Source organism: Massilia eburnea (genome assembly GCF_009720745.1).
In the GTDB taxonomy this organism is placed as follows: domain Bacteria; phylum Pseudomonadota; class Gammaproteobacteria; order Burkholderiales; family Burkholderiaceae_D; genus Rugamonas; species Rugamonas eburnea.
On record NZ_WNKX01000008.1, the window covers coordinates 29171 to 53847 of the forward strand.

At 61.5% G+C, this 24677-nt stretch carries 24 protein-coding genes; 15 read left to right on the forward strand and 9 right to left on the reverse strand.

Features of this window, described 5'->3' with window-relative positions; translation table 11 throughout:
- The first annotated feature begins 93 nt into the window (after nucleotides 1-93).
- The 4 genes from pyrG (at nucleotide 94) to ftsB (ending at nucleotide 4376) form a co-directional block, all read left to right on the forward strand.
- Entirely contained in the window at nucleotides 94-1779 is a 1686-nt protein-coding gene (pyrG, locus tag GM658_RS12305) for a CTP synthase (RefSeq protein WP_155454340.1), read from the forward strand.
- Nucleotides 1776-2630, forward strand: a complete 855-nt coding sequence (gene kdsA / locus GM658_RS12310) for a 3-deoxy-8-phosphooctulonate synthase (RefSeq protein WP_155454341.1) — start codon at nucleotides 1776-1778, stop codon at nucleotides 2628-2630. The genes pyrG and kdsA overlap by 4 nt, the downstream gene beginning before the upstream one ends.
- 105 nt (nucleotides 2631-2735) lie before the next feature.
- Complete coding sequence (gene eno, locus GM658_RS12315) at nucleotides 2736-4019, forward strand: phosphopyruvate hydratase (protein ID WP_155454342.1); 1284 nt, start codon at nucleotides 2736-2738, stop codon at nucleotides 4017-4019.
- Between the two features lie 48 nt (nucleotides 4020-4067).
- Nucleotides 4068-4376: a cell division protein FtsB gene (ftsB, locus tag GM658_RS12320; RefSeq protein WP_155454343.1), complete on the forward strand. Its 309-nt coding sequence runs from the start codon at nucleotides 4068-4070 to the stop codon at nucleotides 4374-4376.
- On the opposite strand, the gene GM658_RS12325 is transcribed toward ftsB, so the two are convergent.
- The 4 genes from GM658_RS12325 to GM658_RS12340 all read right to left on the reverse strand — a co-directional run bounded on the left by GM658_RS12325 (nucleotide 4373) and on the right by GM658_RS12340 (nucleotide 8321).
- Complete coding sequence (locus GM658_RS12325; protein ID WP_155454344.1) at nucleotides 4373-4888, reverse strand: energy transducer TonB; 516 nt, start codon at nucleotides 4886-4888, stop codon at nucleotides 4373-4375. The two genes, ftsB and GM658_RS12325, sit on opposite strands and share 4 nt — an antisense overlap.
- Nucleotides 4889-4934: 46 nt before the next feature.
- A complete protein-coding gene (locus GM658_RS12330) occupies nucleotides 4935-6752 on the reverse strand; it encodes a DUF885 domain-containing protein (protein ID WP_155454345.1) in 1818 nt (605 codons plus the stop codon).
- 91 nt (nucleotides 6753-6843) lie between these two features.
- Nucleotides 6844-7791: an Hsp33 family molecular chaperone HslO gene (gene hslO / locus GM658_RS12335; RefSeq protein WP_155454346.1), complete on the reverse strand. Its 948-nt coding sequence runs from the start codon at nucleotides 7789-7791 to the stop codon at nucleotides 6844-6846.
- A 5-nt stretch (nucleotides 7792-7796) separates the two neighbouring features.
- On the reverse strand, nucleotides 7797-8321 hold the full coding sequence (locus GM658_RS12340; protein ID WP_155454347.1) for a gamma carbonic anhydrase family protein: 525 nt from the start codon (nucleotides 8319-8321) through the stop codon (nucleotides 7797-7799).
- 102 nt (nucleotides 8322-8423) lie between these two features.
- Here GM658_RS12340 and GM658_RS12345 point away from each other — a divergent pair, with 102 nt between their 5' ends.
- The 9 genes from GM658_RS12345 (at nucleotide 8424) to bamC (ending at nucleotide 16366) form a co-directional block, all read left to right on the forward strand.
- The gene (locus tag GM658_RS12345) at nucleotides 8424-9299 is read left to right on the forward strand and encodes an alpha/beta fold hydrolase (RefSeq protein ID WP_155454348.1); all 876 of its coding nucleotides are present in this window, start codon (nucleotides 8424-8426) and stop codon (nucleotides 9297-9299) included.
- Nucleotides 9300-9341: 42 nt separating this feature from the next.
- Nucleotides 9342-10175 (forward strand): 3',5'-nucleoside bisphosphate phosphatase, encoded by an 834-nt coding sequence (locus tag GM658_RS12350; RefSeq protein WP_155454349.1) that lies wholly within the window; start codon nucleotides 9342-9344, stop codon nucleotides 10173-10175.
- Between the two features lie 104 nt (nucleotides 10176-10279).
- Nucleotides 10280-11149, forward strand: a complete 870-nt coding sequence (htpX, locus tag GM658_RS12355; protein ID WP_155454350.1) for a protease HtpX — start codon at nucleotides 10280-10282, stop codon at nucleotides 11147-11149.
- Between the two features lie 3 nt (nucleotides 11150-11152).
- Nucleotides 11153-11776 (forward strand): L-threonylcarbamoyladenylate synthase, encoded by a 624-nt coding sequence (locus GM658_RS12360; RefSeq protein ID WP_155454351.1) that lies wholly within the window; start codon nucleotides 11153-11155, stop codon nucleotides 11774-11776.
- A 52-nt stretch (nucleotides 11777-11828) separates the two neighbouring features.
- Nucleotides 11829-12500: a site-2 protease family protein gene (locus GM658_RS12365; RefSeq protein WP_155454352.1), complete on the forward strand. Its 672-nt coding sequence runs from the start codon at nucleotides 11829-11831 to the stop codon at nucleotides 12498-12500.
- Nucleotides 12490-13692 (forward strand): tryptophan--tRNA ligase, encoded by a 1203-nt coding sequence (locus GM658_RS12370; protein ID WP_155454353.1) that lies wholly within the window; start codon nucleotides 12490-12492, stop codon nucleotides 13690-13692. Before GM658_RS12365 ends, GM658_RS12370 begins: the two co-directional genes overlap by 11 nt.
- The gene (locus GM658_RS12375; protein ID WP_155454354.1) at nucleotides 13685-14242 is read left to right on the forward strand and encodes a class I SAM-dependent methyltransferase; all 558 of its coding nucleotides are present in this window, start codon (nucleotides 13685-13687) and stop codon (nucleotides 14240-14242) included. Before GM658_RS12370 ends, GM658_RS12375 begins: the two co-directional genes overlap by 8 nt.
- Before the next feature lie 74 nt (nucleotides 14243-14316).
- Nucleotides 14317-15195: a 4-hydroxy-tetrahydrodipicolinate synthase gene (gene dapA, locus GM658_RS12380; protein WP_155454355.1), complete on the forward strand. Its 879-nt coding sequence runs from the start codon at nucleotides 14317-14319 to the stop codon at nucleotides 15193-15195.
- Between the two features lie 13 nt (nucleotides 15196-15208).
- Complete coding sequence (bamC, locus tag GM658_RS12385; RefSeq protein ID WP_229416881.1) at nucleotides 15209-16366, forward strand: NlpB/DapX family lipoprotein; 1158 nt, start codon at nucleotides 15209-15211, stop codon at nucleotides 16364-16366.
- A gap of 188 nt (nucleotides 16367-16554) precedes the next feature.
- Here the strand turns inward: bamC and GM658_RS12390 are convergent, their stop codons facing one another.
- The 3 genes from GM658_RS12390 to GM658_RS12400 all read right to left on the reverse strand — a co-directional run bounded on the left by GM658_RS12390 (nucleotide 16555) and on the right by GM658_RS12400 (nucleotide 18726).
- Nucleotides 16555-16830 (reverse strand): hypothetical protein, encoded by a 276-nt coding sequence (locus GM658_RS12390; RefSeq protein ID WP_155454356.1) that lies wholly within the window; start codon nucleotides 16828-16830, stop codon nucleotides 16555-16557.
- Between the two features lie 288 nt (nucleotides 16831-17118).
- Nucleotides 17119-17589 carry a DUF7931 domain-containing protein gene (locus GM658_RS12395; protein WP_155454357.1) on the reverse strand — a complete coding sequence of 157 codons (471 nt, stop codon included), beginning with the start codon at nucleotides 17587-17589 and terminating at the stop codon, nucleotides 17119-17121.
- A 12-nt stretch (nucleotides 17590-17601) separates the two neighbouring features.
- Entirely contained in the window at nucleotides 17602-18726 is a 1125-nt protein-coding gene (locus GM658_RS12400; protein ID WP_155454358.1) for a ribosomal protein uL16 3-hydroxylase, read from the reverse strand.
- 58 nt (nucleotides 18727-18784) lie between these two features.
- Between GM658_RS12400 and GM658_RS12405 the strand changes: the two genes are divergently transcribed.
- Nucleotides 18785-19330 (forward strand): FKBP-type peptidyl-prolyl cis-trans isomerase, encoded by a 546-nt coding sequence (locus GM658_RS12405; RefSeq protein WP_155454359.1) that lies wholly within the window; start codon nucleotides 18785-18787, stop codon nucleotides 19328-19330.
- A 37-nt stretch (nucleotides 19331-19367) separates the two neighbouring features.
- Here GM658_RS12405 and GM658_RS12410 read toward each other — a convergent pair whose 3' ends face one another.
- Nucleotides 19368-20435 (reverse strand): hypothetical protein, encoded by a 1068-nt coding sequence (locus GM658_RS12410; RefSeq protein ID WP_229416882.1) that lies wholly within the window; start codon nucleotides 20433-20435, stop codon nucleotides 19368-19370.
- Nucleotides 20432-23035, reverse strand: a complete 2604-nt coding sequence (gene mutS, locus GM658_RS12415) for a DNA mismatch repair protein MutS (protein WP_155454360.1) — start codon at nucleotides 23033-23035, stop codon at nucleotides 20432-20434. Before mutS ends, GM658_RS12410 begins: the two co-directional genes overlap by 4 nt.
- Nucleotides 23036-23290: 255 nt before the next feature.
- Here mutS and GM658_RS12420 point away from each other — a divergent pair, with 255 nt between their 5' ends.
- A complete protein-coding gene (locus GM658_RS12420; RefSeq protein ID WP_155454361.1) occupies nucleotides 23291-24580 on the forward strand; it encodes a tyrosine-type recombinase/integrase in 1290 nt (429 codons plus the stop codon).
- The last annotated feature ends 97 nt before the right edge of the window (nucleotides 24581-24677 follow it).

The window sequence follows — 24677 nt, forward strand, 5'->3', positions numbered from 1 at the left end:
GGCAGGGGTCTGTTCGGTGCCGCACGCATTCGACCCCAAAATAGGCTATAATTTCAATTTCCCGCTGCGCGCCTATCGGCGCCCGATCTCGCAATGACCAAATTTGTCTTCGTCACTGGTGGCGTTGTGTCGTCCCTTGGTAAAGGGATTGCCGCCGCCTCCCTCGCCGCGATCCTCGAATCGCGTGGCCTCAAAGTCACCATGCTCAAACTGGACCCGTACATCAACGTGGACCCAGGCACCATGAGCCCAATGCAGCACGGTGAAGTGTTCGTTACCGACGATGGCGCCGAGACCGACCTGGACCTGGGTCACTACGAGCGTTTCATCTCCACCCGCATGCGCAAGGTGAACAACTTCACCACCGGCCAGATTTACGAATCCGTGATCCGCAAGGAACGCCGCGGCGAGTACCTGGGCAAGACCGTGCAGGTGATCCCGCACATCACCAATGAAATCCAGGATTACATCCGCCGTGGCGCGGAAGGCTACGATGTCGCCCTGTGCGAAATCGGCGGCACCGTGGGCGATATCGAGTCGCTGCCATTCCTGGAAGCCGCCCGCCAGCTGTCGCTGCGCGCCGGCCGCAAGAACTGCGCTTTCGTTCACCTGACCCTGGTGCCGTACATCGCATCGGCCGGCGAACTGAAGACCAAGCCTACCCAGCACTCGGTGCAGAAGCTGCGCGAAATCGGTATCTCCCCGAACGCGCTGCTGTGCCGCGCCGACCGCAAGATCCCGGAAGACGAAGTGGCGAAGATTTCCCTGTTCTCGAACATCGAAGAACGCGCCGTGATTTCGGTGTGGGACGTGGACACCATCTACAAAGTGCCGCAGATGCTGCACGACCAGGGCCTGGACGCGATCATCTGCGAAGCACTGGACCTGAACCCGGCGCCGGCCGACCTGTCCATGTGGGCGAAGCTGATCCACAACCTGGAAAACCCGAAGGCGGAAGTGTCGATCGGCATGGTCGGCAAGTACGTCGAACTGACCGAATCCTACAAGTCGCTGACCGAAGCGCTGCGCCACGCAGGCCTGCACACCGAGTCGCGCGTGAACATCGAGTACATCGACTCCGAAGAAATCGAGAGCAAGGGCGTCGCCGAACTGGCGAAGTTCGACGCGATCCTGGTGCCGGGCGGCTTCGGCAAGCGCGGCGTGGAAGGCAAGATCAAGGCGGCCCAATTCGCCCGTGAATCCAAGGTGCCTTACCTGGGCATCTGCCTGGGCATGCAGGTTGCGCTGATCGAATACGCGCGCCACATGGCCGGCTTCACCAAGGCCAACTCCACCGAATTCGAGCCGGACACCGAGCAGCCGCTGGTAGCCCTGATCGACGAATGGCAGAACGAAGACGGCAAGATCGAGAAGCGCGACGCCAACTCCGACCTGGGCGGCACCATGCGCCTGGGCGCGCAGACCTGCGAAGTGAAGCCGGGCACCCTGGCTTCCGAGATCTACGGCAGCGTGGTCACCGAGCGTCACCGCCACCGCTACGAAGCGAACAACCATTACCTGGCGCGCGTGGAAGAAGCCGGCCTGGTGGTGGCAGCGCGCACCCCGAACGAAAACCTGTGCGAAATCATGGAACTGCCTCGCACCGGCGCCAATTCGCACCCATGGTATATGGGCGTGCAGTACCACCCTGAATTCAAATCGACTCCGCGTGACGGCCACCCGCTGTTCACCTCCTTCATCAAGGCAGCGCTGGCGCATAAAGCCGCCGCAGGCAAGCCGGCACTGAAGGCAGTCGAAACCAAGGAGAACGTAGCATGAAGCTGTGTGGATTTGATGTAGGCCTGGACAAACCGTTCTTCCTGATCGCAGGCACCTGCGTGATCGAGTCGCGCCAGATGGCGTTCGACACTGCCGGCGCGCTCAAGGAAATGACCGCTGAACTGGGTATCCCGTTCATCTACAAGTCGTCCTTCGACAAGGCCAACCGCACCTCCGGTACCTCGTACCGCGGCCCGGGCATGGAAAAGGGCCTGGAAATCCTGGGCGACGTGAAGCGCGAGCTGCAGGTTCCAGTGCTGACCGACGTGCACACCGTGGAAGAAATCGCCGCCGTGTCGTCCGTGGTCGACGTGATCCAGACCCCGGCCTTCCTGTGCCGCCAGACCGATTTCATCACCGCCTGCGCCGAATCCGGCCTGCCGGTGAATATCAAGAAGGGCCAGTTCCTGTCGCCGCACGAAATGAAAAACGTGATCGACAAGGCACGCGCCGCTGCCAAGGCCAAGGGCCTGAACGAAGACAACTTCATGGCCTGCGAGCGTGGCGCTTCCTTCGGCTACAACAACCTGGTGTCGGACATGCGTTCGCTGGCCATCATGCGCGAAACCGGCGCACCGGTGGTGTTCGACGCAACCCACTCGGTGCAGCTGCCGGGCGGCCAGGGCGGCTCCTCGGGCGGTATGCGCGAGATGGTGCCTGTGCTGTCGCGCGCTGCGGTGGCCGTTGGTGTAGCTGGCCTGTTCATGGAAACCCACCCGGTTCCTGCACAAGCGCTGTCGGACGGCCCAAATGCCGTACCGCTCGGCCGCATGAAAGAACTGCTGTCCGTTCTGATCGATCTGGACCGCGTGACCAAGAAGTCTGGCTTCCTCGAGACCAACTTCAACTAAGTCATACCCAAAAGGGCCGCTTGATTTGCGGCCTTTTTTTGGCCCCGTCTGTTATTCTTGCAGCAATTTTGTCCCAGATATTCGCTTTAACTTTGGAGAAAACACATGAGTGCAATCGTTGACATCATCGGTCGTGAAGTAATCGACTCGCGCGGCAATCCGACCGTGGAATGCGACGTCCTGCTGGAATCCGGCGTCATGGGCCGTGCCGCAGTGCCGTCCGGCGCATCCACCGGTTCGCGCGAAGCGATCGAACTGCGCGACGGCGATGCCAAGCGCTACTTCGGCAAAGGCGTGCTGAAAGCCTGCGAAAACATCAACACTGAAATTTCGGAAGCCATCATGGGCCTGGACGCCAATGAGCAGGCTTTCCTGGACCGTACCCTGATCGAGCTGGATGGCACCGAGAACAAGTCGCGCCTGGGCGCCAACGCCATGCTGGCAGTCTCGATGGCCGTGGCTAAAGCCGCTGCTGAAGAAGCGGGCCTGCCGCTGTACCGCTACTTCGGCGGCTCCGGCGCCATGCAGATGCCAGTGCCGATGATGAACGTGATCAACGGCGGCGCACACGCCGACAACAACCTGGACATCCAGGAGTTCATGATCATCCCGGTCGGCGCACCATCCTTCAAGGAAGCGATCCGCTACGGCGCCGAAGTGTTCCACACCCTGAAGAAGATCCTGCACAAGAAGGGCATGAACACCGCCGTGGGTGACGAAGGCGGCTTCGCTCCTTCGCTGGCTTCGCATGAAGACGCGATCAAGCTGATCATGCAAGCAATCGAAGAAGCCGGCTACGAGCCAGGCACCCAGATCGCCATCGGCCTGGATTGCGCCGCTTCCGAGTTCTTCAAGGACGGCAAGTACCACCTGGAAGGCGAAGGCATGGTCCTGTCGGCTGAAGAGTTCACCAACCTGCTGGCCACCTGGTGCGACAAATACCCGATCATCTCGATCGAAGACGCGATGCACGAAGGCGACTGGGCTGGCTGGGCGCACCTGACCCAAGCCCTGGGCAAGAAAGTGCAGCTGGTAGGCGACGACCTGTTTGTCACCAACACCAAGATCCTGAAGGAAGGCATCCAGAAAGACATCGCCAACTCGATCCTGATCAAGATCAACCAGATCGGCACCCTGACCGAAACCTTCGCCGCCATCGAAATGGCCAAGCGCGCCGGCTACACCGCCGTGATCTCGCACCGTTCCGGCGAAACCGAAGATTCGACCATCGCCGATATCGCTGTCGGCACCAACGCGCTGCAGATCAAGACTGGCTCCATGTCCCGTTCGGACCGCATGGCCAAGTACAACCAGCTGCTGCGCATTGAAGAAGACTTGGGCGATATCGCTTCCTACCCAGGCCGCGATGCGTTCTATAATCTGAAGTAATCAAGTACCCACCGGCCGGGGCTTCCCGGCCGGTTCAGTTTTGACCCAATGCGCCTGATTTCTGTTGCCCTTGCCCTGTTGCTGTTGCTGATCCAATACCCGCTTTGGCTGGGGAAGGGCGGCTGGCTGCGCGTGGGAGAGCTGGAGAAAGAAGTCGCGGCTGCGCAGGAAAAGAATGAAGGCCTGCGCCAGCGCAATGCCAAACTGGCTTCCGAAGTGAACGACCTGAAGGACGGCACCGGCGCCGTCGAAGAGCGGGCGCGCTTCGAACTCAGTATGATCAAGCAGAACGAAATCTACGTTCAAATCCTCGGCAAGGACCAGGCCAAGCCGGCCACCGCTGATGCCAAGCCTTAATTCTCCAGTGTGAAGTTATAGCGGAACGGGAATTCCATCTGGCATGGCTTGCCGCTGCAAATAGCCGGTTTGAATTTCGTCAGTCCCACCACTGAGGCTGCGAACTTGGTCATTTCAGGACTGGGCGATCCAACTGTTTTCACCTGGATCACATCGCCATTGCTGTCGACAGTCGCAACCAGATACAACTCCCCTTCGACCGAAAGCATATCCTGTGCTTTCAGCATGGCCGAGTGAATCGGCTTCAGTCCGTTGACCGGGAAGGGTGGTTCGTCTCCCTCGGGTATCGACTGCCACCAGGAATGCAGCTTGGCCCGGTCTTGCGCACTCAGTTCATGGTAGCGCTTGTTGATCGCAACCGATGTTGTCCTCATGAGAGTGTTCAAGATAAGCGCGCTATGATGCGGCGCGTCCTCCCTGATGGTGTAATCCGACGGGGAGCTTTGCGCCATGCAGCTTCCGGCGATGCCGTTGGCAAGCACTACGGCGATAGAAATGATTATTTTTTTCATATCATAGAGGAAGTCGGGGTCAGCGCGACCTGACCCCGACTTTGAATTACATACTCGCGCTGGCGATCCAGGCGTTGACGCGGGCCTCCAGGATTGGCAGCGGCAGCGTGCCGTCGCCCAGGATCACAGCATGGAAGGCCGGGTAGCTGAACTTGCTGCCCAATGCTTTCTGCGCCTTGTCGCGCAGTTCCAGGATCTTCAGCGAACCAATCTTGTAGCTCAGGGCTTGTGCCGGCCAGACCATATAGCGCTCGATCTGGTTCTTGGCGCGTGCTTCCGAGACGCCCAGGGTTTCCACCATGTAGGCGATGGCCTTCTCGCGGCTCCAGCCCAGCGCGTGCACGCCGGTGTCCACCACCAGGCGCACGGCGCGCAGCATTTCCGCATTCAGGTGGCCGTAGTACCAGACCGGGTCGTCGTACAGGCCGAAGTCCTTGCCCAGCGTTTCCGAATACAGCGCCCAGCCTTCGGTGTAGGCGGCGTTGTTCTGGTTCTCGGTGCTGAACATGCGGAAGTCGGGCAGCGGCATTTCCTTCAGCAGCGCGGCGTGGAAGTGGTGGCCCGGCACGCCTTCGTGCAACAACAGGCTGGCCATGCCGGTGCGGCTGTAGTCTTTTGGATCGTTGACCACGGCCCAGAACACGCCCGGATGCGAGCCATCGGCCGCTGGCGGGGTGTAATGGTCGGAGGCGGTGGCGCGGGTCAGTTCGGGCTCCAGGTCGACCACCAGTTTTGATTTCGGCACCAGGCTGAAATAGGCGGGCAGTTTGGCCTGCACGATGTCGTAGATCTTGCGGTATTCGTTCAGCACTTCAGCTTCGGTGGTGAAGGGCTTGAACTTCTGCTGGTTGCTGACCCATTGCGGGAAACCTTGCGCCGGGCCTTCGTAACCGAGCTTGCCCATCAGGCCTTGCATCTGGCCGCTGATGCGGGCGACTTCTTTCAGGCCAAGGTCGTGCACTTCCTGCGGCGTCAGCGGCAGGTTGGTGCTGTCGTTGATGCGTGCCTTGTACCAGGCGGCGCCGTTTGGCAGGGCGCTCCAGCCGCTGCTGTCACGGCTGGCTGCCAGGTAATCGGATTCCAGGAATTTCACCAGCCGTTGCAGCGCTGGATTCAGCTTCGCCACGGCGGCGCGGTAGTCGCGGCTCAGGCGCTGTTTGTCGGCGTCGCTGAACGATGCAGGCATGCGTGTGATTGGCGAGTAGTAGACGCTGGCCTCCGGCGTCGCGCTGCGCAGGGCGGCCATCTGCGGCAGCATGGCCTGGGTGATGGTCTTCGGCTGGACGACGCCTTGCTTGATGCCTTCGCGCATATTGGCGATGGCCTGGTCGATCCACGGCGCCAGCTGGCGTACGCGGCTAAGGTAGTCCTCGTATTGCTTGACGGTGCCCAGCGGCTGCGAACCGGTGCCGCCGGCGTAGTTTGCCAGGGTGCTGGGGATGTTGTCGAAGTGGTTCAGCGGCAGCAGGTGCTCCGGGAACGGCGCCAGGGCGAGGGCGGCGTCCAGTTCATATGCCAGCAGGTCCATCGTCATCTTGTCCTGGTCGGCCAGTTGTGTGCGCGGGATTTTTGCCAGGCGCTTTTGCATCTGGCGGTAGGTGGCGAATTGCTTGGCGCGCACAGATGGGGAGATGGCCATGCCGATCTGGTCGTTGTAGCGCGGGTCGCCGTTGGCGGTCGCGAACAGCAGCGGGTCGTATTTGGCGCGGGAGACGTGGAAGTCGTTGGCCAGTTGCGCCAGTTGGCGGCTTGCTTGCGTGGCTTGTTGCTTGGCGGCCGGTGCTGCCAGGGCCGGGGGGAACGCGAGAGGGGAGGCCAGCAGGCTGGCAGTGAGGACCGCGGTGGTTAGGCGGGTAGGCAGCATTGGGTATCCTGGGTAAAGATGAGGCGCTCAGGATACCTTAAACCGGCAAACCGGTGTCAGACCCGCAGGGTCGGACACCGGTGTGCCGGTCTTAGTGTTTGGCTTCCGATCCGTGGATCAGCGCTTCGGCCGGCGCGTCGGTGACGAACAGCTGCGCGCAGTCGACCGCATCGTACTCGTAATGCTTGCCGCAGAAATCGCAGTTGATTCCCAGCTTGCCCTGTTCGGACAGCGCATCTTCAACTTCCTGCTGCCCCAGCATCTTCAACATATTTCCCACCTTCTCGCGCGTGCACGAGCAGTGGAATTCCGGATGCAGCGGCTCAAACACGCGCAGCGTCTCTTCCCAGAACAAACGCTTCTGCAGTTCATCGATGCCATGCTCCAGCATCTCCGCTTCTTTCAGCGTATCGCCCAGCATCACCACGCGGTTCCAGGTTTCCTGCGAATGTTCAACCGCCTGCGCCGTGGTTTCAGCCTTGCCGCCATGCAGCGGCAGCTTTTGCAGCAGCAAGCCGCGCGAGACCTGGTCATCCGCCGCCAGCCACAGTTTGGTATCGAGCTGCTCCGAACGCAGCATGTAATGCTCGATCACCGTCGCCACGTCCTCCCCATCCAGCGGCACGATGCCCTGGTAAGGCTGCTGGCCCGGCACCTTCTCCGCCGGATCCAGCGTGATCACGAAACGGCCGTGGCCATGTGCGTTGACCAGCGCCTGCAGGCCCGCGTCTTCCGCGATTGCGAACTCGGAGTTCATCTTGGCCGTTGCACGCATGCGCAGTTCGGAATCGCATTCCACCACCAGCAGGCGCACCGGGCCGTCGCCATGCAGCTGCATGATCAGCGAGCCGTTGAATTTCAGGTTGGCCGACAGCAGGGCGGCCGCCGACACCATCTGGCCCAGCAGGCGCTTGACGGCCGTCGGATAGTGGTGGCGAGCCACGATCTCGCGCCAGGTGGCGGAGATGTCGATCAGCTCACCGCGCACGGCGGCGTCTTCGAAAACAAACTTCTGCAGGGTATCCGGGGTGTTCGTCATTGTTTTTATCCAATCTTTTTCAGTTGCGACTTGAACAGCTGGCCACGTTTGACATAGCTGTCGGCGCTGCCGATCAGGCGCGCCACGTCCTCCGCTGTCAGCTGGCGCACCACTTTTGCGGGGGCACCGACGATCAGCGAGTTGTCGGGAAATTCCTTGCCCTCGGTGACCAGGGCGCCGGCGCCGACCAGGCAACCTTTGCCGATCCTGGCGCCGTTCAGCACCACCGCCTGGATGCCGATCAGCGAGCCGTCGCCGATGGTGCAGCCATGCAGCATGGCCTGGTGGCCGATGGTCACGTCCTTGCCCACCGTGAGCGGGTAGCCCATGTCGGTGTGCATGACCGTACCTTCCTGCACATTACTGTTTTCACCGATTGTGATGCGCTCGTTATCGCCGCGAATCGTTGCGCCGAACCAGACGGAGCTGTTCGCGTGCAACGTGACCTTGCCGATCAAAGTCGCATTCTCCGCCACGAAAGCGGAAGCATCAATCTCAGGCGAATGCTCGCCAAGCTGGTAAATTGTCATGGATGGTCCGGTACGAGGGAAGGGAAGTGGCGCTATTGTACGCCAAGCAGGTTTTAGCACGGTCGTGCTAATATCTCGTTTCACCATTTTGAGGCAAGCGACATGATTCCATCCCGTTCCGATTTCATCGACGTGCGCGGCAAGCGCACCCACGTGCTGCACTGGGGCCGCGAAGGCGCGCCCAAGGTCTTCATGGTGCACGGCTGGATGGACGTTGGCGCCAGCTTCCAGTTCGTGGTCGATTGCCTGAAGGGCGATTGGCACGTGATTGCACCCGATTGGCGCGGCTTCGGCCTGACCGAGCGTAACGGTACCGATACTTACTGGTTCCCGGATTACGTTGCCGACCTGGATGCCATCCTGCGCCATTACCAGCCGGACGGCGAGGTGAATTTGCTGGGCCATAGCATGGGCGGCAATGTTGTCAGTTTATACGCAGGCGTGCGTCCCGAGCGCATCCGCCGCCTGATCAACCTGGAAGGCTTCGGGCTGAAGGCGACCGTGCCGGAGCAGGCGCCATCGCGCATGCGCAAGTGGCTGGACGAACTGCTGGTCGCGCCGGAAATGCGCACCTACGAATCGCAGGCCGCCGTCGCCGCCCGTTTGCAGAAGACCAACCCGCGCTTGTCCGACGAACGCGCTGCCTTCCTGGCGACGCACTGGTCGGCCCGGAATGCGGAAGGGCGCTGGGAAATCCTGGGCGACCCGGTGCACAAGCGCCCGGGTCCTTCGCTTTACCGGGTTGAGGAAGTGCTGGCCTGCTGGAAGAAAATCACGGCGCCGGTGCTGTGGGTGGAGGCGGAAGACACCAATATGTGGCTGTGGATGGGCCCCAAGGACGAGGCGCGCGCCGAAATCGACCGCCGCCTGGGCCACCTGGCCAAGGTCACGCCGAAAATGATGCCCGATGCCGGCCATATGCTGCACCATGACCAGCCCGAATTGCTGGCCGAAATGTTGGAGGAATTCCTGGCTTGAGCTTTCAGCGTACAATGAAAGCTTCGCAATTTTGCAATCCGTATGCTGAACGTAGACTTACACTGCCATTCGAATGTGTCCGACGGTGTGCTGCCCCCGGCGGCGGTGGCCGAACATGCCCGTAAGGCGGGCGTGAACGTCTGGGCGCTGACTGACCATGATGAAGTGGGCGGCGTCGCCACTGCACGCGCCGCGGCGCAGCTGCATGGCATGCAGTTCGTGCCCGGGGTGGAGATTTCCATCACCTGGGCCAATGAGACGGTGCATATCGTCGGCCTGCAGATTGATGAAAATAATTCAGCCTTGCTGAAAGGGCTGGAAGATACCCGTTCAGGGCGCGATAACCGTGGGCGCGAGATTGGCCGCCAGCTGGAGATGGTGGGCATTCCGGGCGCTTATGAAGGTGCGTTGAATTACGTCGACAATCCTTCGCTGATGTCGCGCACGCACTTTGCGCGCTTCCTGGTGGAGCAGGGGATTTGCGCTTCGGTGCCGGAGGTGTTCCGCAAGTACCTGTCGCCGGGGAAGCCGGGGTTCGTCGAGCATCGCTGGGCTTCGCTGCAGGATGCGGTGGGCTGGATTCTGGGCGCGGGCGGGATTGCGGTAATTGCGCACCCGGGACGCTACAAATTCACGCCGATGCAGGAAGGCGTGCTGTTTGACGAGTTCAAAGCGCTGGGTGGGACGGCGATTGAGGTGGTGACCGGGTCGCATACGCCTGACCAGTATCCGAAATATGCCAATCTGGCCAATAGTTATGGTTTCCTGGCTTCGCGCGGGACGGATTTTCATGCGCCGGGGGAGGCGCGGGTTGATTTTCACCTGCTGCCGCCGTTGCCGGCTAATGTGACGCCGGTTTGGCATGACTGGTTCTGACAACCGGTAAGCCGGTAACCCGGCCGGGTTACCGGTTTGGCACTTGAATTCCCCTGCAACTGACCATAGATTATGATTCGGCAAAGTTGTCCGGAGAACCCCACATGAAACGCATCGTCCTCTTCATCGCCACCAACCTCGCAGTTGTGGCGGTGCTTTCCATCGTCCTGTCCCTGCTCGGCATTGGCCGGCCCGGCTCCGGCACCAGCCTGGGCAGCCTGCTGGCATTTTCGGCCGTGGTCGGCTTCACCGGCTCCATCATTTCCCTGCTGATGTCCAAGCCCATGGCCAAATGGTCGACCGGGGCGCGCGTCATCGAGCAGCCGCAGAACTCCACCGAGCAATGGCTGGTCGCCACCGTGCATGGCCTGGCCGACAAGGCGGGCATCGGCCGTCCTGAAGTCGCCGTCTACGAAGGCGACGCCAACGCCTTCGCCACCGGCGCCTTCAAGAACGACGCCCTGGTTGCCGTCTCCACCGGCCTGCTGCAGTCCATGAACAAGGAGGAAGTGGAAGCGGTACTGGGCCACGAGGTCGCCCACATCGCCAATGGCGACATGGTCACCCTGACCCTGATCCAGGGCGTGGTGAACACCTTCGTCGTGTTCCTGGCGCGCATCGTCGGCGGCATCGTCGACAATATGCTGAACAAGGGTGAAGAGCGCCGCGGTCCGGGCATCGGCTATATGGTCACCGTGTTCGTATGCGAAATCGTGTTCGGCCTGATCGCCTCCATGATTGTGGCCTGGTTCTCGCGCCAGCGTGAATTCCGCGCCGACGCCGGTTCGTCCCGCTTGCTGGGTTCCAGCGTGCCAATGCAGCACGCCCTGGCGCGCCTGGGCGGCGTGCATCCGGGAGAACTGCCGCAGGGCATGGCCGCTTCCGGCATTACCTCGCCGAGCGGCTGGGCTGCACTGTTCTCCAGCCATCCTCCGATTGAAGAACGCATCGCGGCGCTCCAGCAGCTGCGCTAAACCATGACCCAATTCTTCCAGGTACACCCAGAAAACCCGCAGCTGCGGCTGATCAAGCAAGCGGCGCAAATCATCCACGGCGGCGGCATCGTCGCGCTGCCGACCGATTCCTGCTATGCGCTGGTGTGTCACCTGGACGATAAGGCGGCGGTGGAAAAGCTGCGCCGCATCCGCGGCATCGACGAAAAGCACCATTTGACCCTGCTGTGCCGCGACCTGAGCGAAATCAGCACCTACGCCCGGGTCGACAACAAGCAATTCCGCCTGATGAAGGCTGTCACGCCGGGCCCTTACACCTTCATCCTCGAGGCGACGCGCGAAGTGCCGCGCCGCCTGTCGCACCCCTCGCGCAAGACCATCGGCCTGCGTGTGCCAAAGAGTACGATCACTGAGATGCTGATGGCAGAACTGGGCCAGCCGCTGCTGGGCACCACCCTGATCCTGCCTGGCGACGACGAGCCGCTGACCGACCCGGACATGGTGCTGGAGCGGCTGGGCAAACAGGTCGAACTCGTGATCGACGGCGGCGCCTGCAGCTTCGAGCCGACCACCGTGGTGGACCTGACCGGCGACGAGCCAGAATTGATCCGGCGCGGCTGCGGCGACTGCGCCGCGCTCGGCCTCTGATGCCTTCCGGCGCTCGGCAAGCGCGCTGGACCCCTCTGATAGAATTCCCGATATGAACAATTTTGACCAGGTAATCCAGACAATCACGGTCTACGCGATCCCTGTCCTGTTTGCCATTTCCCTGCACGAAGCCGCCCACGGTTACGTGGCCCGTTATTTTGGCGACAACACTGCTGAAAGGCTGGGCCGTCTGTCCCCGAATCCCCTCAAGCACATCGACTTGTTTGGTACCATCCTGCTGCCGCTGATGTTGAAATTCATTGGCGCACCGCCATTCGGCTATGCTAAGCCAGTGCCGGTGGACTTCAGCCGCTTGCGCAACCCCAAAAAGCAAATGGGCTTTGTGGCGGCCGCGGGGCCGGCCGCCAATTTCGTCATGGGCCTGGGTTGGATGCTTCTGCTGGTGGTGCTGCTTAATTTGCGCGTCTATGAGCGTTTCCCGATCGAAATGTGCAAGGCCGGTGTCATCGCCAACTCGGTGATGTGCGCCTTCAACTTGCTCCCGATCCCGCCACTGGATGGTGGTCGCATTGTCACCGCGCTGCTTCCCCGCGACTTGGCAGTTAAGTTCGCGAGCATTGAACGGCTTGGCCCCCTTATTTTCCTCGGCCTGATTCTGCTGCTGAACACCGGCCCGTTCCGCGCCCTCGTTAATGGCCTCGTTGGCCTGGTGATGACCGCGATCGAACTGCCTTTCCGACCATTCCTCCCCTATGTATCCTGACCGCGTAGTCTCCGGCATGCGCCCCACGGGCAGCATGCACCTTGGCCACTACCACGGGGCCTTGAAGAACTGGATCAAGATGCAGTCCGAGCAGCCATGCCTGTTCTTTGTCGCCGACTGGCACGCGCTCACCACGCATTACGACGACCCGTCGATCATCGAAAAATCGACCTGGGACATGCTGGTGGACTGGCTGGCAGCCGGCATCGACCCAACCCAGGCCACGCTGTTCATCCAGTCTAAGATCCCCGAGCACGCCGAGCTGCACCTGCTGCTGTCGATGGCCACACCGCTGGGCTGGCTGGAGCGCGTGCCAACCTATAAGGACCAGATCGAAAACCTGGCCAACAGGGACCTGCAAACCTACGGCTTCCTCGGCTACCCGCTGCTGCAGGCGGCCGACGTGCTGATCTACCGCGCCAGCGAAGTGCCGGTCGGCGACGACCAGGTGCCGCATGTGGAAATGATGCGCGAAATCGCGCGCCGCTTTAATCACCTGTACGGCAAAGAGAAGGGTTTCGAAGAAAAGGCGCAGGACGCCGTCAAGAAGCTGGGCAGCAAGCGCGCCAAGCTGTACAACGAATTGCGCACCGCCTACCAGCAGGAAGGTGATGACGCCGCCCTCGAACAAGCCAAGGCCATGCTGGACGACGCGCAAAACCTGTCGATGATCGACCGCGAGCGCCTGTTCGGCTACCTGGAAGGCGCGCGCAAGCTTATCCTGGTCGAGCCGCAGGCCAAGCTGACCGAGGCGTCGCGCCTGCCGGGCCTGGACGGCCGCAAGATGTCCAAGAGCTACGGCAACGCCATCGCCCTGCGCGAGGACAAGGACGCGGTCACGAAAAAGATCCGCACCATGCCGACCGATCCCGCACGCGTACGCCGCACGGATCCCGGCGAACCGGAACGCTGCCCGGTCTGGCAATTCCATGTCGTGTACTCCGACGGACCGACCCAGGAATGGGTGCAGAAGGGCTGCAAATCGGCCGGCATCGGCTGCATCGAATGCAAGCAGCCTGTGATCGACGCCATCGTCAAAGAGCAGGAGCCGATGCACGAACGCGCCCAGCCTTACCTGGACGATCCGTCCCTGGTGCGCGCCATCGTCGCCGACGGCAATGAAGCCGCGCGCAAGCTGGCGCAGGAAACCATGCGCGACGTGCGCGAAGCGATGGGATTAAGTTATGGCTGATGTCTTTACTCCACCATCGGCCTGGGTCGAACGTTTCTCCACCTTGGTGCCGGGCGGCGAAGTGCTGGACCTGGCTTGCGGCAGCGGCCGCCACTCGCGCCTCATGGCCGCGCTCGGCCACGCCGTGGTGGCGGTGGACCGCGATGCTGAAGCCCTGGCCGCCACCGCCGATGACGGCATCGTCACCAGCCAGATCGACCTGGAAGAAGAGGGGGCCTGCTGGCCCTTCGGCCTGGAGCGCTTCGCCGCCATCATCGTCACCAACTACCTGCACCGCCCGCTGCTGGCGGACATGCTGGGCAGCCTGGCGCCGAACGGCATGCTGATTTACGAGACTTTCGCCGACGGCAATGCCGCCTTCGGCAAACCATCAAATCCGGCTTTTTTGTTACAGCCGGGAGAATTGTTGGAATTGGCTAGAATGCATGGTTTGCGTGTCATCGCATTCGAAGATGGGGTCGTTAATACACCGAAACCCGCGATGGTGCAGAGGATTTGCGCCGTAAAAGCGGAGTTTCCAAGGGAGGCGGCGCTGTTGCCGTCATTTTGAGCGACCAAAATGCACCACGGGTGCAGGGTATGCTCTACAATCGTCGTTTTAATTCTTATTGCAATTGGTTTCCTATGATTAAGGGTAGCATTGTAGCAATCGTAACCCCGATGCACGCCGACGGCACCCTGGACTATCCAGGCCTGAACGCGCTGATCGACTGGCATATCGCCGAAGGCACGGACGCCATCGTCATCGTCGGCACTACCGGCGAATCCGCCACTGTCAACGTGGCCGAGCACTGTGCACTGATCAAGGCGACCGTGGAACGCGTAGCAGGCCGTATCCCGGTGATCGCCGGTTCCGGCGGCAACTCCACGCAGGAAGCCATCGAACTGACCCGCTTTGCCAAGAGCGCCGGCGCCGACGCTTCGCTGCAAGTGGTTCCTTACTACAACCGTCCTACCCAGGAAGGCATGTACCAGCACTTCAAGGCCATCGCCGAAGCGGTGGACCTGCCGGTCATCCTGTACAACGTGCCCGGCCGCACCGTTGCCGACATGAGCAACGACACCATCCTGCGCCTGGCCCAGATCAAGAACATCATCGGCGTCAAGGACGCGACCGGCAATATCGGCCGCGGCTACGACCTGCTGCGCCGTGCGCCGTCCGACTTCGCCGTGTACTCGGGCGACGATCCGACCGCCATCGCGCTGATGATGGCTGGCGGCAAGGGCAATATCTCGGTGACCGCCAATGTGGCGCCGCGCCAGATGCACGAAATGTGCGAAGCCGCGATGGCAGGCGATGCCGCGAAAGCGACCGCCATCAACAACCAGCTGCTTCCGCTGCACCAGAACCTGTTCATCGAACCGAATCCGGTGCCAGTCAAGTGGGCCCTGGCGGAAATGGGCAAGATGCCGAAAGGTATCCGCCTGCCGCTGGTGCCGCTGGCAGAGCAGTACCATGAGACCGTCCGCGCAGCCCTGCGTGAATCCGGCGTGCTGAACTAATCTTCTTCTTCACATGACTATTCGCAAGATCGTTTCCCAGACCCCGCAGCGCGGGCTCGTCGTTGGCGCCCTGATGCTGAGCCTGACCGGCTGCGGCATGGTGCAGTCCGTAGTAGGCGAAACCAAGGTAGATTACAAGTCGGCCAAGAAAGCCAGCACGCTGGACGTGCCGCCGGACCTGACCCAGCTGTCCAAGGACAACCGCTACGCGCTGCCGAACAATGACCGCGGCGTGGCGACGGCCTCCGGCTACCAGGCTTCCCGCCCGGGCGCCCCGGCTGCCGCGCAGGTGAGCAGCAATGAAGTGGCCAGCACCGGCAACAGCGCAGTGCGCGTCGAGCGTGCCGGCAACCAGCGCTGGCTGGTGGTGCAGCAGACGCCGGAAGCCCTGTGGCCGCAGCTGAAATCGTTCTGGGAAGAGTCGGGCTTCACCCTGGCGGTGGACGATGCGACTGCCGGCGTGATGGAAACCGAATGGAATGAAAACCGCGCCAAGATCCCGCAGGACTTCATCCGCAACACCCTGGGCAAGGTCTTCGACGGTCTGTACTCGAGCGGCGAGCGCGACAAGTACCGCACCCGCCTCGAGCGCAATCCTGCCGGCGGCACCGAGATCTACATCAGCCACCGCGGCACCAAGGAAGTAGTCACCGGCTCGCAGAACGAGTCGACCATGTGGACCAACCGCAATAGCGACCCGAACCTGGAAGCGATCTTCCTGGCCAAGCTGATGACCAAGCTGGGCGGCACCGCCGACGAAGCAACGGCCAAGACCGCCGTGGATAACGCCGCCGTACAAGCGCAGCACGCCGCCATCGTGGGCGAGGGCGCCGGCCGCTACATCCGCACCGACGAAGGCTTTGACCGCACCTGGCGCCGCGTTGGCCTGGCGCTGGACCGTGCCGGCTTCACCGTGGAAGACCGCGACCGTGTGAACGGTGTGTACTTCGTCCGCTTCGTCAACGACGCGACCGACACCCGCGGCTTCTTCAGCAAGCTGTTCAACCTCGGTTCTTCGGACAAGGATAAGGAAGCGCAGCGCTACCGCATCTCCGTCCGCGCCGACTCGGTCAATTCCACCCAGGTATCGGTGTGGAACAACGACAATAAGCCGGAAGAATCGCCGGTGGGCGAGAAGATCCTGACGCTGCTGCACGAGCAGCTGAAATAAGGCGAAAGCCTTGAATAGGAAAACCGGCCTTTGGCCGGTTTTTTTTGCTTAAAAAAGGGGCGGGGCGGAAAAAGGGGACGTAACACATTTTCAAGCTTCACGAAAATGTGTTACGTCCCCTTTTTTCGCCCCTTTTTTAAGCAAAAAAAAACCAGCCCGAAGGCTGGTTTCTTTTCCCTGCGAAGGAATTACTTAGCAGCGGAAGCAGCGGAGGCAGCAGCCGAAGCAGCGGAAGCAGCTGCGGAAGCAGCAGCAGCAGCGTCGGAAGCAGCGGAAGCGGCAGCAGCAGCAGCGTCAGCGGCTGGAGCGGCAGGAGCAGCAGCTGCGTCAGCGGCTGGAGCTGCAGGAGCGGCTGCTGGAGCAGCTGCTTCTGGGGTAGCTACTGGAGCTGGAGCTTCTTCTTTCTTGGAGCAAGCAGCCAGGGCAACGGCCAGCAGGGAGGCGATCAGCAGGGATTTTTTCATTTGTTTTCCTTAAATAACAACAAAAATATTAACAATGTTGCGATGAATAATTACCGGTAATTATCGCTCGTACGGCGTTTCGTCGGCCTTTCCAACCTTCAGAAAAAGGTCGACCAGACACGGAAACACACCGGATATTATAGCGTTTTCTGCTGCGTCGCAATAGCAAAACGGATTGTTTACGCAACTATTTTGCGAAAACGCAATATTTTTTTACCGCGCCGTTCTGCTTGCAACTGCAGCGATCACCGGACAATCTCGAACCGCAGCATTTTACAGTTTTCTGGCTCACAATCCAGTAGTTCCTGGCCGCAAACCTGGCTGAGTTTCAGCCCAGATGGCCTCATAACGCTCCAGGCTGGTTTGCGTTGACGAAGGATTATTAATATCTGCCTCACCACGGAAATGATCGGAATGGAAACGGCGTACGATCGTTACGCCGTCCGCCACGCAGAAGGAGTCGGTCAGGGTGGCGATGCTGCGCGTCGTCAGGCGGCATTCGATCTGGTGAGAATAATCTTCCAGCAGCTTGAGGAAGCGCGGTTCGTTGCGCTCGAGGTGGGCATTGCTGTGGGCGACCAGCTTCAGCTGGCCCTTATGCTGCAGGAAGTGGCGCAGCAGGGCATCCGTTCTGGAGTGCCCCAGTTGCCACCATTCATAGTTGGGGTCGAACATTTGCAGCGTCAGGCGGGCCTCGGAAATGCAGTCCTGCAGCAGGGCCTGGAATTGGGTACGGCTGTCAAAGAGCTGCTTTTCCATGCTGATCTCCGCTTATTTATTGAGTTCCAGCCAGCCGTCGGTATACCAGGCGAACAGCGCTTCGAGCACGTCCTCGGAAGCGCCCGCCACGGCCGCGCCGTCCAGGCCGCGGGTATTGGCGAGCGTTTCCAGTGCGGCTTTATCGGACTTGTTCATGGCGAACGATTCGCCATTGATGAAGACATTCTTGCCGCGATACAGCATTTGCGTCTTACGGGAGAGGGTTACGCCCTTTTTCTCAGCGGCTTGCTGGAATTTGCCGGCAGTTAGCGGCTTTTCCAGGGGCTGGAAGAAGACGTTATGTTTTGGCTCGGACAGGTATTCACCCAGGAAAATGGCGAAATCGTCTTCGGTAAAGCTGACTTTATTCAATTCATCGGCCAATTTGGACAGCATGGCTTTTGGAATCTCGGCCGGCTTATTGGTCGGTTCCAGGTCCGGATCGGCGTAACGGCCCGGCAGGTCGATGGAATCGGCCATGAATTGCAGGAAGGCTTCGCCCAATTCCTGGTAGGACGGCGAGCGGAAACCGATCGAATAAGTCTGGCAATCGCCGATCGCTTCGCCATCGTGGGCGTAATGCGGCGGCAGGTAGAGCATATCGCCGGGTTCCAGGACGAATTCTTCGGTGGCCTTGAACTTCTTCAGGATCTTCAGCGGCAGGCCTTCGATCAGGGTCAGGTCTTTCTGTGCGCTGATCTTCCAGCGGCGCTGGCCTTGCGCCTGCAGCAGGAAAACGTCATAGGAATCGAAGTGCGGGCCAACGCCGCCGCCGTCGGTGGCAAAGCTCACCATCAGGTCGTCCAGGCGGGCATCGGGCAGGAAGCGGAACTGGCGCAGCAGTTCGTCGGCCTTGTCGTCCTGCAGGTTGACGCCCTGTACCAGCATGGTCCACTCGCGCTCGCTGCGTGCAGGCAAGGATTTCAACGGGCCGTGCTGCATGTCCCAGCTGCCGTCTTTCTTGGTGACCAGGCGGCTTTCCACGTAGTCCTTGCTGGCCAGCTCGGCCAGCTTGTCGAAAGGCAGCAGCGGCTTGAATCCGGGCACGGCCTGGCGGATCAGCAGCGGCTTCTTGTGCCAGTAATCGCGCAGGAATTGTTCGGGCGTGATGTCGCCCAGGAGAGTGAGTTTTTTCATGGGGGCGATTATAGCAAGCGGTATAATCCTTCCCAGCTTAGAAAAGAAAGGAAGCTCAATGAAGATCGCCAAGAATACCGTCGTGACGGTGGAATACAAACTGTCCGACGCACAGAACAATCTGATCGAAGACGGTCGCCAGCCTATGGTCTACCTGCACGGTGGCTATGAGAATACCCTGCCGAAGATCGAGGAAGAACTGGACGGCAAAGACGCCGGCTACGCCACCACGATCCAGATTGAACCGGAAGACGCCTTTGGCGATTACGATCCGAACCTGCTGAAAGTGGAAGAGCGCGCGCGCCTGCCGGAACCGCTGGAAATCGGCATGCAGTTCGAAGGCCTGCCTGAAGGCGGCGAGGACGACGACGCGATGATCTTCACCGTGACCGAGATCGCCGAAGATAAAGTGGTCCTGGACGGCAACCATCCGCTGGCCGGCATGGCCCTGCGCTTCGAACTGAAAGTGGTGGACGTTCGCCCCGCCACCGAAGAAGAAATCGCCCACGAGCACGTGCATGGCGCCCATGGCCACCACCACGATGATGAAGAAGGCGACGAGGGCGAGGAAGGCGATCACTTCCGCAGCCACCCGATCCACTAAGAACAATCCCCGCTCGGCGGGGATTCTTTTTTGGAGCCTAGTCGCGTTCCAGTGTGAACAGCGAGGCGCTGCCGGGAATCACCCGCAGCGCCGTCCATTCGGCGCCAAGCGACAGGTGGCCCACGTTCTTGTTCCATGAGATAGCCGGCGCCGCCTTGTCCTGTTTGCGGTTATCTACCAGCAGCAGCTGGCCGGAATACTTGTCGGCCTGCGAGCGCACGATGCGGCGAATCTCGGTAAAGCCATCGCGCTTTTGCGACAGGCGGGCGAAAAAGCCTTGCTCAACATGGGCGCCGATGTCGCCATCCATCACCAGCACCATGCCGGGCAGCTTCTTGCGCTTGGCCGTCAGGAAGGCGCGGTGCAGCCAGGCGCGGTTGGCCACCATGCGGTCTTCATACTCGCTGTTGCGGCCTGCCTCGCTGAGATAGTGGTTGTTTTTCGCCGGGACGTTGATGGTGACGAACAGGATGTTGCCCTGCTCCCAGTAGGTGTTTTCGGCGTAGTCGCGGAATTTTGCGATGGCGGACTGGCGGTTCAGGGCCAGCTTGCACGTGCCGAGCGAATCCGGTTCGATGAAGAACAGTTCGCGGATGCGGTTCAGGCGTTCGGTGGCATTCGATTTGCCGTTGGAATTGCGGCACTCGGCCCAGTCGCTGCCGGCGGGCAGCAGGACCAGCGGGTGTTCGGCGCTGTTCATCAAATCGCGGCGCGCTTCGTACAGGCGGTCGGTGCACGGCTCGCCGGCGGATTTGATGCCGGTGGCGATGATGAAGGCTGGGTCGGTGCGGTCGGCTTCGGCCAGCATGCGGCGCACTTCGGCGTCGCCGCCGTCCTTGCCGAAATTGTGTCCGAGCAGGACGAAGGTGAATTCTCCCTTGCCTGGCGCAGCCTTGTCGTTGTGCGCTTGTGCGGCCGATGCGGCTTGCGCGGCCTTCGCCTGGGGGACGGCGGACGCGGACAACACGGCTGCCGCAGGCAGCGCGGTTGCCACCAGCGGCACTATCGCCGCGCTGGCGGCGGCGCGCAGCGCAGCGCCGACGGCCAGCCGGCGAGCGGCGAGCCAGCGCACGGCGCTGCGGCGCGGGATGCTTTGCGGCTTCATGCCTGTGCCAGGCGCTTGAGCTGGTACAGGCGGTCCAGCGCCTCGCGTGGGGTCATGGCGTCCGGGTCGATGTCGTCCAGCGCCGCCAGCAATTCCTTGGCGCGCGGATCGGCGGCTGCCACCGGCGCCGCCTCGTCGTCGTTGGCGTCGGCCACCGGCGCGGCGAACAGGTCCAGCTGCGGCGTTGCGTCGAGTGCCTGCGCTTCCAGGCGCGCCAGGTGCTTGCGCGCGGCCTTGATCACCGGCTGCGGCACGCCGGCCAGCTGCGCCACCTGCAAGCCGTAGCTTTGCGAGGCCGGGCCGTTCTGCACGGCGTGCAGGAAGACGATGGAATCCTTGTGCTCCACCGCCGACAGGTGCACGTTGGCGGCGGTCGGATGCGCTTCCGGCAACTGCGTCAACTCGAAGTAGTGGGTCGCGAACAGGGTGAAGCTGCGGCTCGATTCGATCAGGTGGCGCGCAATTGCCCACGCCAGCGCCAGGCCGTCGAAGGTCGAGGTGCCGCGGCCGATTTCATCCATCAGCACCAGCGAATGCTCGGTGGCGCCGTTCATGATGGTGGCCGCTTCGGTCATTTCAACCATGAAGGTGGAGCGGCCGCCTGCCAGGTCGTCGGTCGCGCCGATACGGGTGAACACGCGGTCGATCGGACCGATGGTCGCGCTGGCGGCAGGCACATAGCTGCCGACATAGGCCAGCAGGGTAATCAGGGCCACCTGGCGCATGAAGGTCGATTTACCGCCCATGTTCGGGCCGGTGATCAGCAGCAGGCGGCGGTCGGCCATGAATTTGCAGTCGTTGGCGATGAAGCGTTCGATCTGGTTTTCCACCACCGGGTGGCGGCCTTCCACGATGTTGATGCACGGCTCGGCCACCAGGTTCGGCGCGCACCAGTTGTTGCGCAAGGCGTGTTCGGCCAGGGCGCACAAGGTGTCCACTTGCGCCAGTGCCTGGGCGATCGCCTGCAGCGGGCCGATGAACGGCGCCAGCGCTGCCAGCAGCTCGTCGTACAGCATTTTTTCGCGGGCGAGAGCGCGGTCCTGCGCAGACAGGGCCTTGTCTTCGAAGGCTTTCAGTTCCGGCGTAATGTAACGCTCGCAGTTCTTCAGCGTCTGGCGGCGGCGGTAGTCTTCCGGCACCTTGTCGGCCTGGCCGTTGGTGACCTCGATGTAGAAGCCGTGCACGCGGTTGTATTCGACGCGCAGGTTGGCGATGCCGGTGCGTTCGCGCTCGCGCGTCTCCAGGTCGACCAGGAACTGGCCGGCGTTTTCGGACAGGCCGCGCAGTTCATCCAGCTCCGCATCGTAGCCGCGTGCGATCACGCCGCCGTCGCGCACCATGGTGGCCGGTTCCGGCATGATGGCGCGCACCAGCAGGCTGACGCATTCTTCCGGCTCGTTCAGGCCGTGGTGCAGCTTGGCCAGCAGGCCTTGCGCGTTGTCGTGGCTCAGGGCGCGCTGCATGGCGTGCTGCAGCTTCGGCAGCTGCTGCAGGCCGTCGCGCAGGGCGGACAGGTCGCGCGGACGCGCCGACAGCAGCGCCACGCGGGTGGTGATACGTTCGATATCCGGCACTTGCGCCAGGTGGTAGGCCAGCGAGCCGGTGGTGTCGTGCTGCATCAGCGCGGCGATGGCATCGTGGCGCGCGCGGGCTACCGACTGGTCGCGTTTGGCATGGTGCAGCCAGTGGCGCAGCAGGCGCGAACCCATGGCGGTGCGGCAGTGGTCCAGCAGCGAGAACAGGGTCGGGGATTCCTGGCCGCGAATGGTTTCCGTCAGCTCCAGGTTGCGGCGGGTGGCTGCGTCCAGGCCAATGTATTCGTTTTCCGTTTCGCAGGACAGGCTCTTGACGTGCTGCAGGCCGCGGCCCTGGGTCGATTGGGCGTAGCGCAGCAGGGCGCCGGCCGCACCGAACGCCGCGCCCAGGCCTTCCGCGCCGAAGCCGGTCAGGGTGGCAACCGCCAACTGGTCCAGCAGCGCCTTATGGCCGTGTACCACGTCGAAGTGCCAGGCCGGCACATTGTTGACGTGGCAGATCGAGATGTCGTCGAACATGTCGGCATCATCGCCGCGCAGGATTTCAGCGGGCGCAATGCGCTCCAGCTCCTGCATCAGGCGCACGTTGACGCTGCGCTGGTCGCCGGAGAATTCCATCAGGCGCAGCGCGCCGGAAGCGAGCGACAGCCAGGCCAGGCCGCAAGTGACGTGCTTGCGGTTGTTCATCATCGTCATCGCCAGCAGCGGCCGTTCCGATTTTTCCGGCAGCAGGTCCGAATCGGTCAGGGTGCCCGGCGTGACCACGCGCACCACCTTGCGCTCCACCGGGCCCTTGGCCAGGGCCGGGTCGCCGATCTGCTCCGCAATCGCGCAAGACTCGCCGACCTTGACCAGCTTGGCCAGGTAGCCGTCCAGCGAGTGGAAAGGCACGCCTGCCATCTTGATCGGCACACCGTTCTGCGTGCCGCGCGCGGTCAGCGTGATGCCCAGCACGCGCGAGGCCTTCTCGGCGTCATCAAAGAAAAGCTCGTAAAAGTCTCCCATGCGGTAGAACACCAGCATGGTCGGGTAATCGGCCTTGATGCGCAGGTATTGCTGCATCATTGGCGTCATCTTGGATTCGGTGGAGCTTGCAACCTCTTGATTTGAATGGGTGTTCACGAATAAGTATTTGAAATATATCGGGAAATCGATTTTTGGATCGACTTTGCTTTTAGTATCAACGCATCGCCGCACATGCACGCACTTGCGCTTTTAGCGTAACTTTTTTCCTTTTGAAAATTGAAGTTACGCTAAAATTCTGGCCTGTCTTCCCGTATTCGCGAAAAGCTACGCCAAACCTACACCGCAAGGAGAATCATGTCATTCGATGCGCGCGCCGCCAAGCTGCTGCCGGCAGGCCAACACTTTACCATTTCCGAGTGCCCAGGATTGCGTTTCGAAGCTACCGCAACGAAGCGATCCTGGATCTACCGCTACAAGAGCCCGGTCGACGGCAAGATGAAGCAAACGAAAATTGGCGAATGGCCGGTTGTATCGTTCGCGGCGGCTACCGTCGCATGGGAAAAGCTACGCCTGGCGCGCGCCGAAGGTGCAGATCCGAGCGCAAAGAAGCGTGCCGAGCGCGGCGAGAAGCGCGCGGCGGCGGCGGCGGAACGCGAGCGGGCCGCAATGGAAGTGGTCACCGTCGCCGATGTGTGCGACAACTACCTGGTCAAGTACATCGAGAAGAACCGGAGCGAGAAAGGTGCGGCTGAAGTCCGGCGTATGTTCGAAACCATGCTGGGCCAAACTGGCGAAGTGCGCGCAGCGGACGTGACTAGGTCGGTGGCCTTCGACTTGATCGAGTCGTTCGGCCACATTCCCGTCCAGGCGGCAAAGTTGCGGGCGGAAATCGGTGCAGCGTGGGACTATGCGCTCGATTCTGGCCGGCTTCCCGAGTCGGTGCCGAACTGGTGGCGCTTGATCATGCGCGGGAAATTGCGCAGCAAGGGCCGGATGATCCAGGGCGCAGCTGCCGGCGTGGTGAAGCGCGTTCTCAGCGAAGCCGAACTGGCCAAGCTCATTCCCTGGCTGCCGAACTTCTCTCGTATTGTCGAGGATGCGCTGACCTTGTACCTGTGGACGTGCGCCCGTGGATCGGAAATCATGGCCATGCACGCCGGCGAGATTTCGGAAGAAAGCGACGGCCTTTGGTGGACGGTTCCTAAGGACAAGACAAAGAACAGCTGGCGGGAGCATGCGACGGACTTTCGGGTGCCGCTGTTGGGGCGCGCCGAGCGCATCGTGCGGCGCCGGCTGGAGGTGGCCGAGGGTGGCTACCTGTTCCCTTCGAAGCATTGCGCATCGGGGCATGTCGAGCAAAAGAACGTTGCATCGCAGGTTTGGCTACATATGCCGTATTCGAAGACGCGGCCGGAATATGACCGACCGCGATTGCCGGTGGACCGCTGGGCGCCGCACGATCTGCGGCGCAGCTCGAGGACCCTGCTTGCGGCCCTCGGCTGCCCTGACGAGGTGGGCGAGGCAATCCTCGGCCACATGAAGCAGGGTATTACGGGCGTGTACAACCGCCATGCGTACGACAAGGAACGGCGCGAATGGCTCGCGCGGCTTGATCCGCATCTAGAACGTCTTGCGGAGAGCTGATACTTTCGTGCGTTGGGTTGCTATGTCGTAAGCCTGATGCGCTGATGTGTGTCATTATGCGCTTGCCAGCCTCCATCGCACAGCGTGACGCAGTGAG

What these genes read in the sequence shown, in the direction of transcription:
- GM658_RS12350 (WP_155454349.1), top strand. Translation starts at nt 9,342, where the DNA reads ATGCTGAACGTAGACTTACACTGCCATTCGAATGTGTCCGACGGTGTG.
- GM658_RS12395 (WP_155454357.1), bottom strand. Translation starts at nt 17,589, where the DNA reads ATGGAAAAGCAGCTCTTTGACAGCCGTACCCAATTCCAGGCCCTGCTG.
- GM658_RS12405 (WP_155454359.1), top strand. Translation starts at nt 18,785, where the DNA reads ATGAAGATCGCCAAGAATACCGTCGTGACGGTGGAATACAAACTGTCC.
- GM658_RS12375 (WP_155454354.1), top strand. Translation starts at nt 13,685, where the DNA reads ATGGCTGATGTCTTTACTCCACCATCGGCCTGGGTCGAACGTTTCTCC.
- kdsA (WP_155454341.1), top strand. Translation starts at nt 1,776, where the DNA reads ATGAAGCTGTGTGGATTTGATGTAGGCCTGGACAAACCGTTCTTCCTG.
- hslO (WP_155454346.1), bottom strand. Translation starts at nt 7,791, where the DNA reads ATGACGAACACCCCGGATACCCTGCAGAAGTTTGTTTTCGAAGACGCC.
- GM658_RS12365 (WP_155454352.1), top strand. Translation starts at nt 11,829, where the DNA reads ATGAACAATTTTGACCAGGTAATCCAGACAATCACGGTCTACGCGATC.
- GM658_RS12360 (WP_155454351.1), top strand. Translation starts at nt 11,153, where the DNA reads ATGACCCAATTCTTCCAGGTACACCCAGAAAACCCGCAGCTGCGGCTG.
- GM658_RS12325 (WP_155454344.1), bottom strand. Translation starts at nt 4,888, where the DNA reads ATGAAAAAAATAATCATTTCTATCGCCGTAGTGCTTGCCAACGGCATC.
- GM658_RS12420 (WP_155454361.1), top strand. Translation starts at nt 23,291, where the DNA reads ATGTCATTCGATGCGCGCGCCGCCAAGCTGCTGCCGGCAGGCCAACAC.
- GM658_RS12340 (WP_155454347.1), bottom strand. Translation starts at nt 8,321, where the DNA reads ATGACAATTTACCAGCTTGGCGAGCATTCGCCTGAGATTGATGCTTCC.
- GM658_RS12330 (WP_155454345.1), bottom strand. Translation starts at nt 6,752, where the DNA reads ATGCTGCCTACCCGCCTAACCACCGCGGTCCTCACTGCCAGCCTGCTG.
- GM658_RS12345 (WP_155454348.1), top strand. Translation starts at nt 8,424, where the DNA reads ATGATTCCATCCCGTTCCGATTTCATCGACGTGCGCGGCAAGCGCACC.
- GM658_RS12410 (WP_229416882.1), bottom strand. Translation starts at nt 20,435, where the DNA reads ATGAAGCCGCAAAGCATCCCGCGCCGCAGCGCCGTGCGCTGGCTCGCC.
- eno (WP_155454342.1), top strand. Translation starts at nt 2,736, where the DNA reads ATGAGTGCAATCGTTGACATCATCGGTCGTGAAGTAATCGACTCGCGC.
- GM658_RS12370 (WP_155454353.1), top strand. Translation starts at nt 12,490, where the DNA reads ATGTATCCTGACCGCGTAGTCTCCGGCATGCGCCCCACGGGCAGCATG.
- dapA (WP_155454355.1), top strand. Translation starts at nt 14,317, where the DNA reads ATGATTAAGGGTAGCATTGTAGCAATCGTAACCCCGATGCACGCCGAC.
- pyrG (WP_155454340.1), top strand. Translation starts at nt 94, where the DNA reads ATGACCAAATTTGTCTTCGTCACTGGTGGCGTTGTGTCGTCCCTTGGT.
- mutS (WP_155454360.1), bottom strand. Translation starts at nt 23,035, where the DNA reads ATGATGCAGCAATACCTGCGCATCAAGGCCGATTACCCGACCATGCTG.
- GM658_RS12390 (WP_155454356.1), bottom strand. Translation starts at nt 16,830, where the DNA reads ATGAAAAAATCCCTGCTGATCGCCTCCCTGCTGGCCGTTGCCCTGGCT.
- bamC (WP_229416881.1), top strand. Translation starts at nt 15,209, where the DNA reads ATGACTATTCGCAAGATCGTTTCCCAGACCCCGCAGCGCGGGCTCGTC.
- ftsB (WP_155454343.1), top strand. Translation starts at nt 4,068, where the DNA reads ATGCGCCTGATTTCTGTTGCCCTTGCCCTGTTGCTGTTGCTGATCCAA.
- htpX (WP_155454350.1), top strand. Translation starts at nt 10,280, where the DNA reads ATGAAACGCATCGTCCTCTTCATCGCCACCAACCTCGCAGTTGTGGCG.
- GM658_RS12400 (WP_155454358.1), bottom strand. Translation starts at nt 18,726, where the DNA reads ATGAAAAAACTCACTCTCCTGGGCGACATCACGCCCGAACAATTCCTG.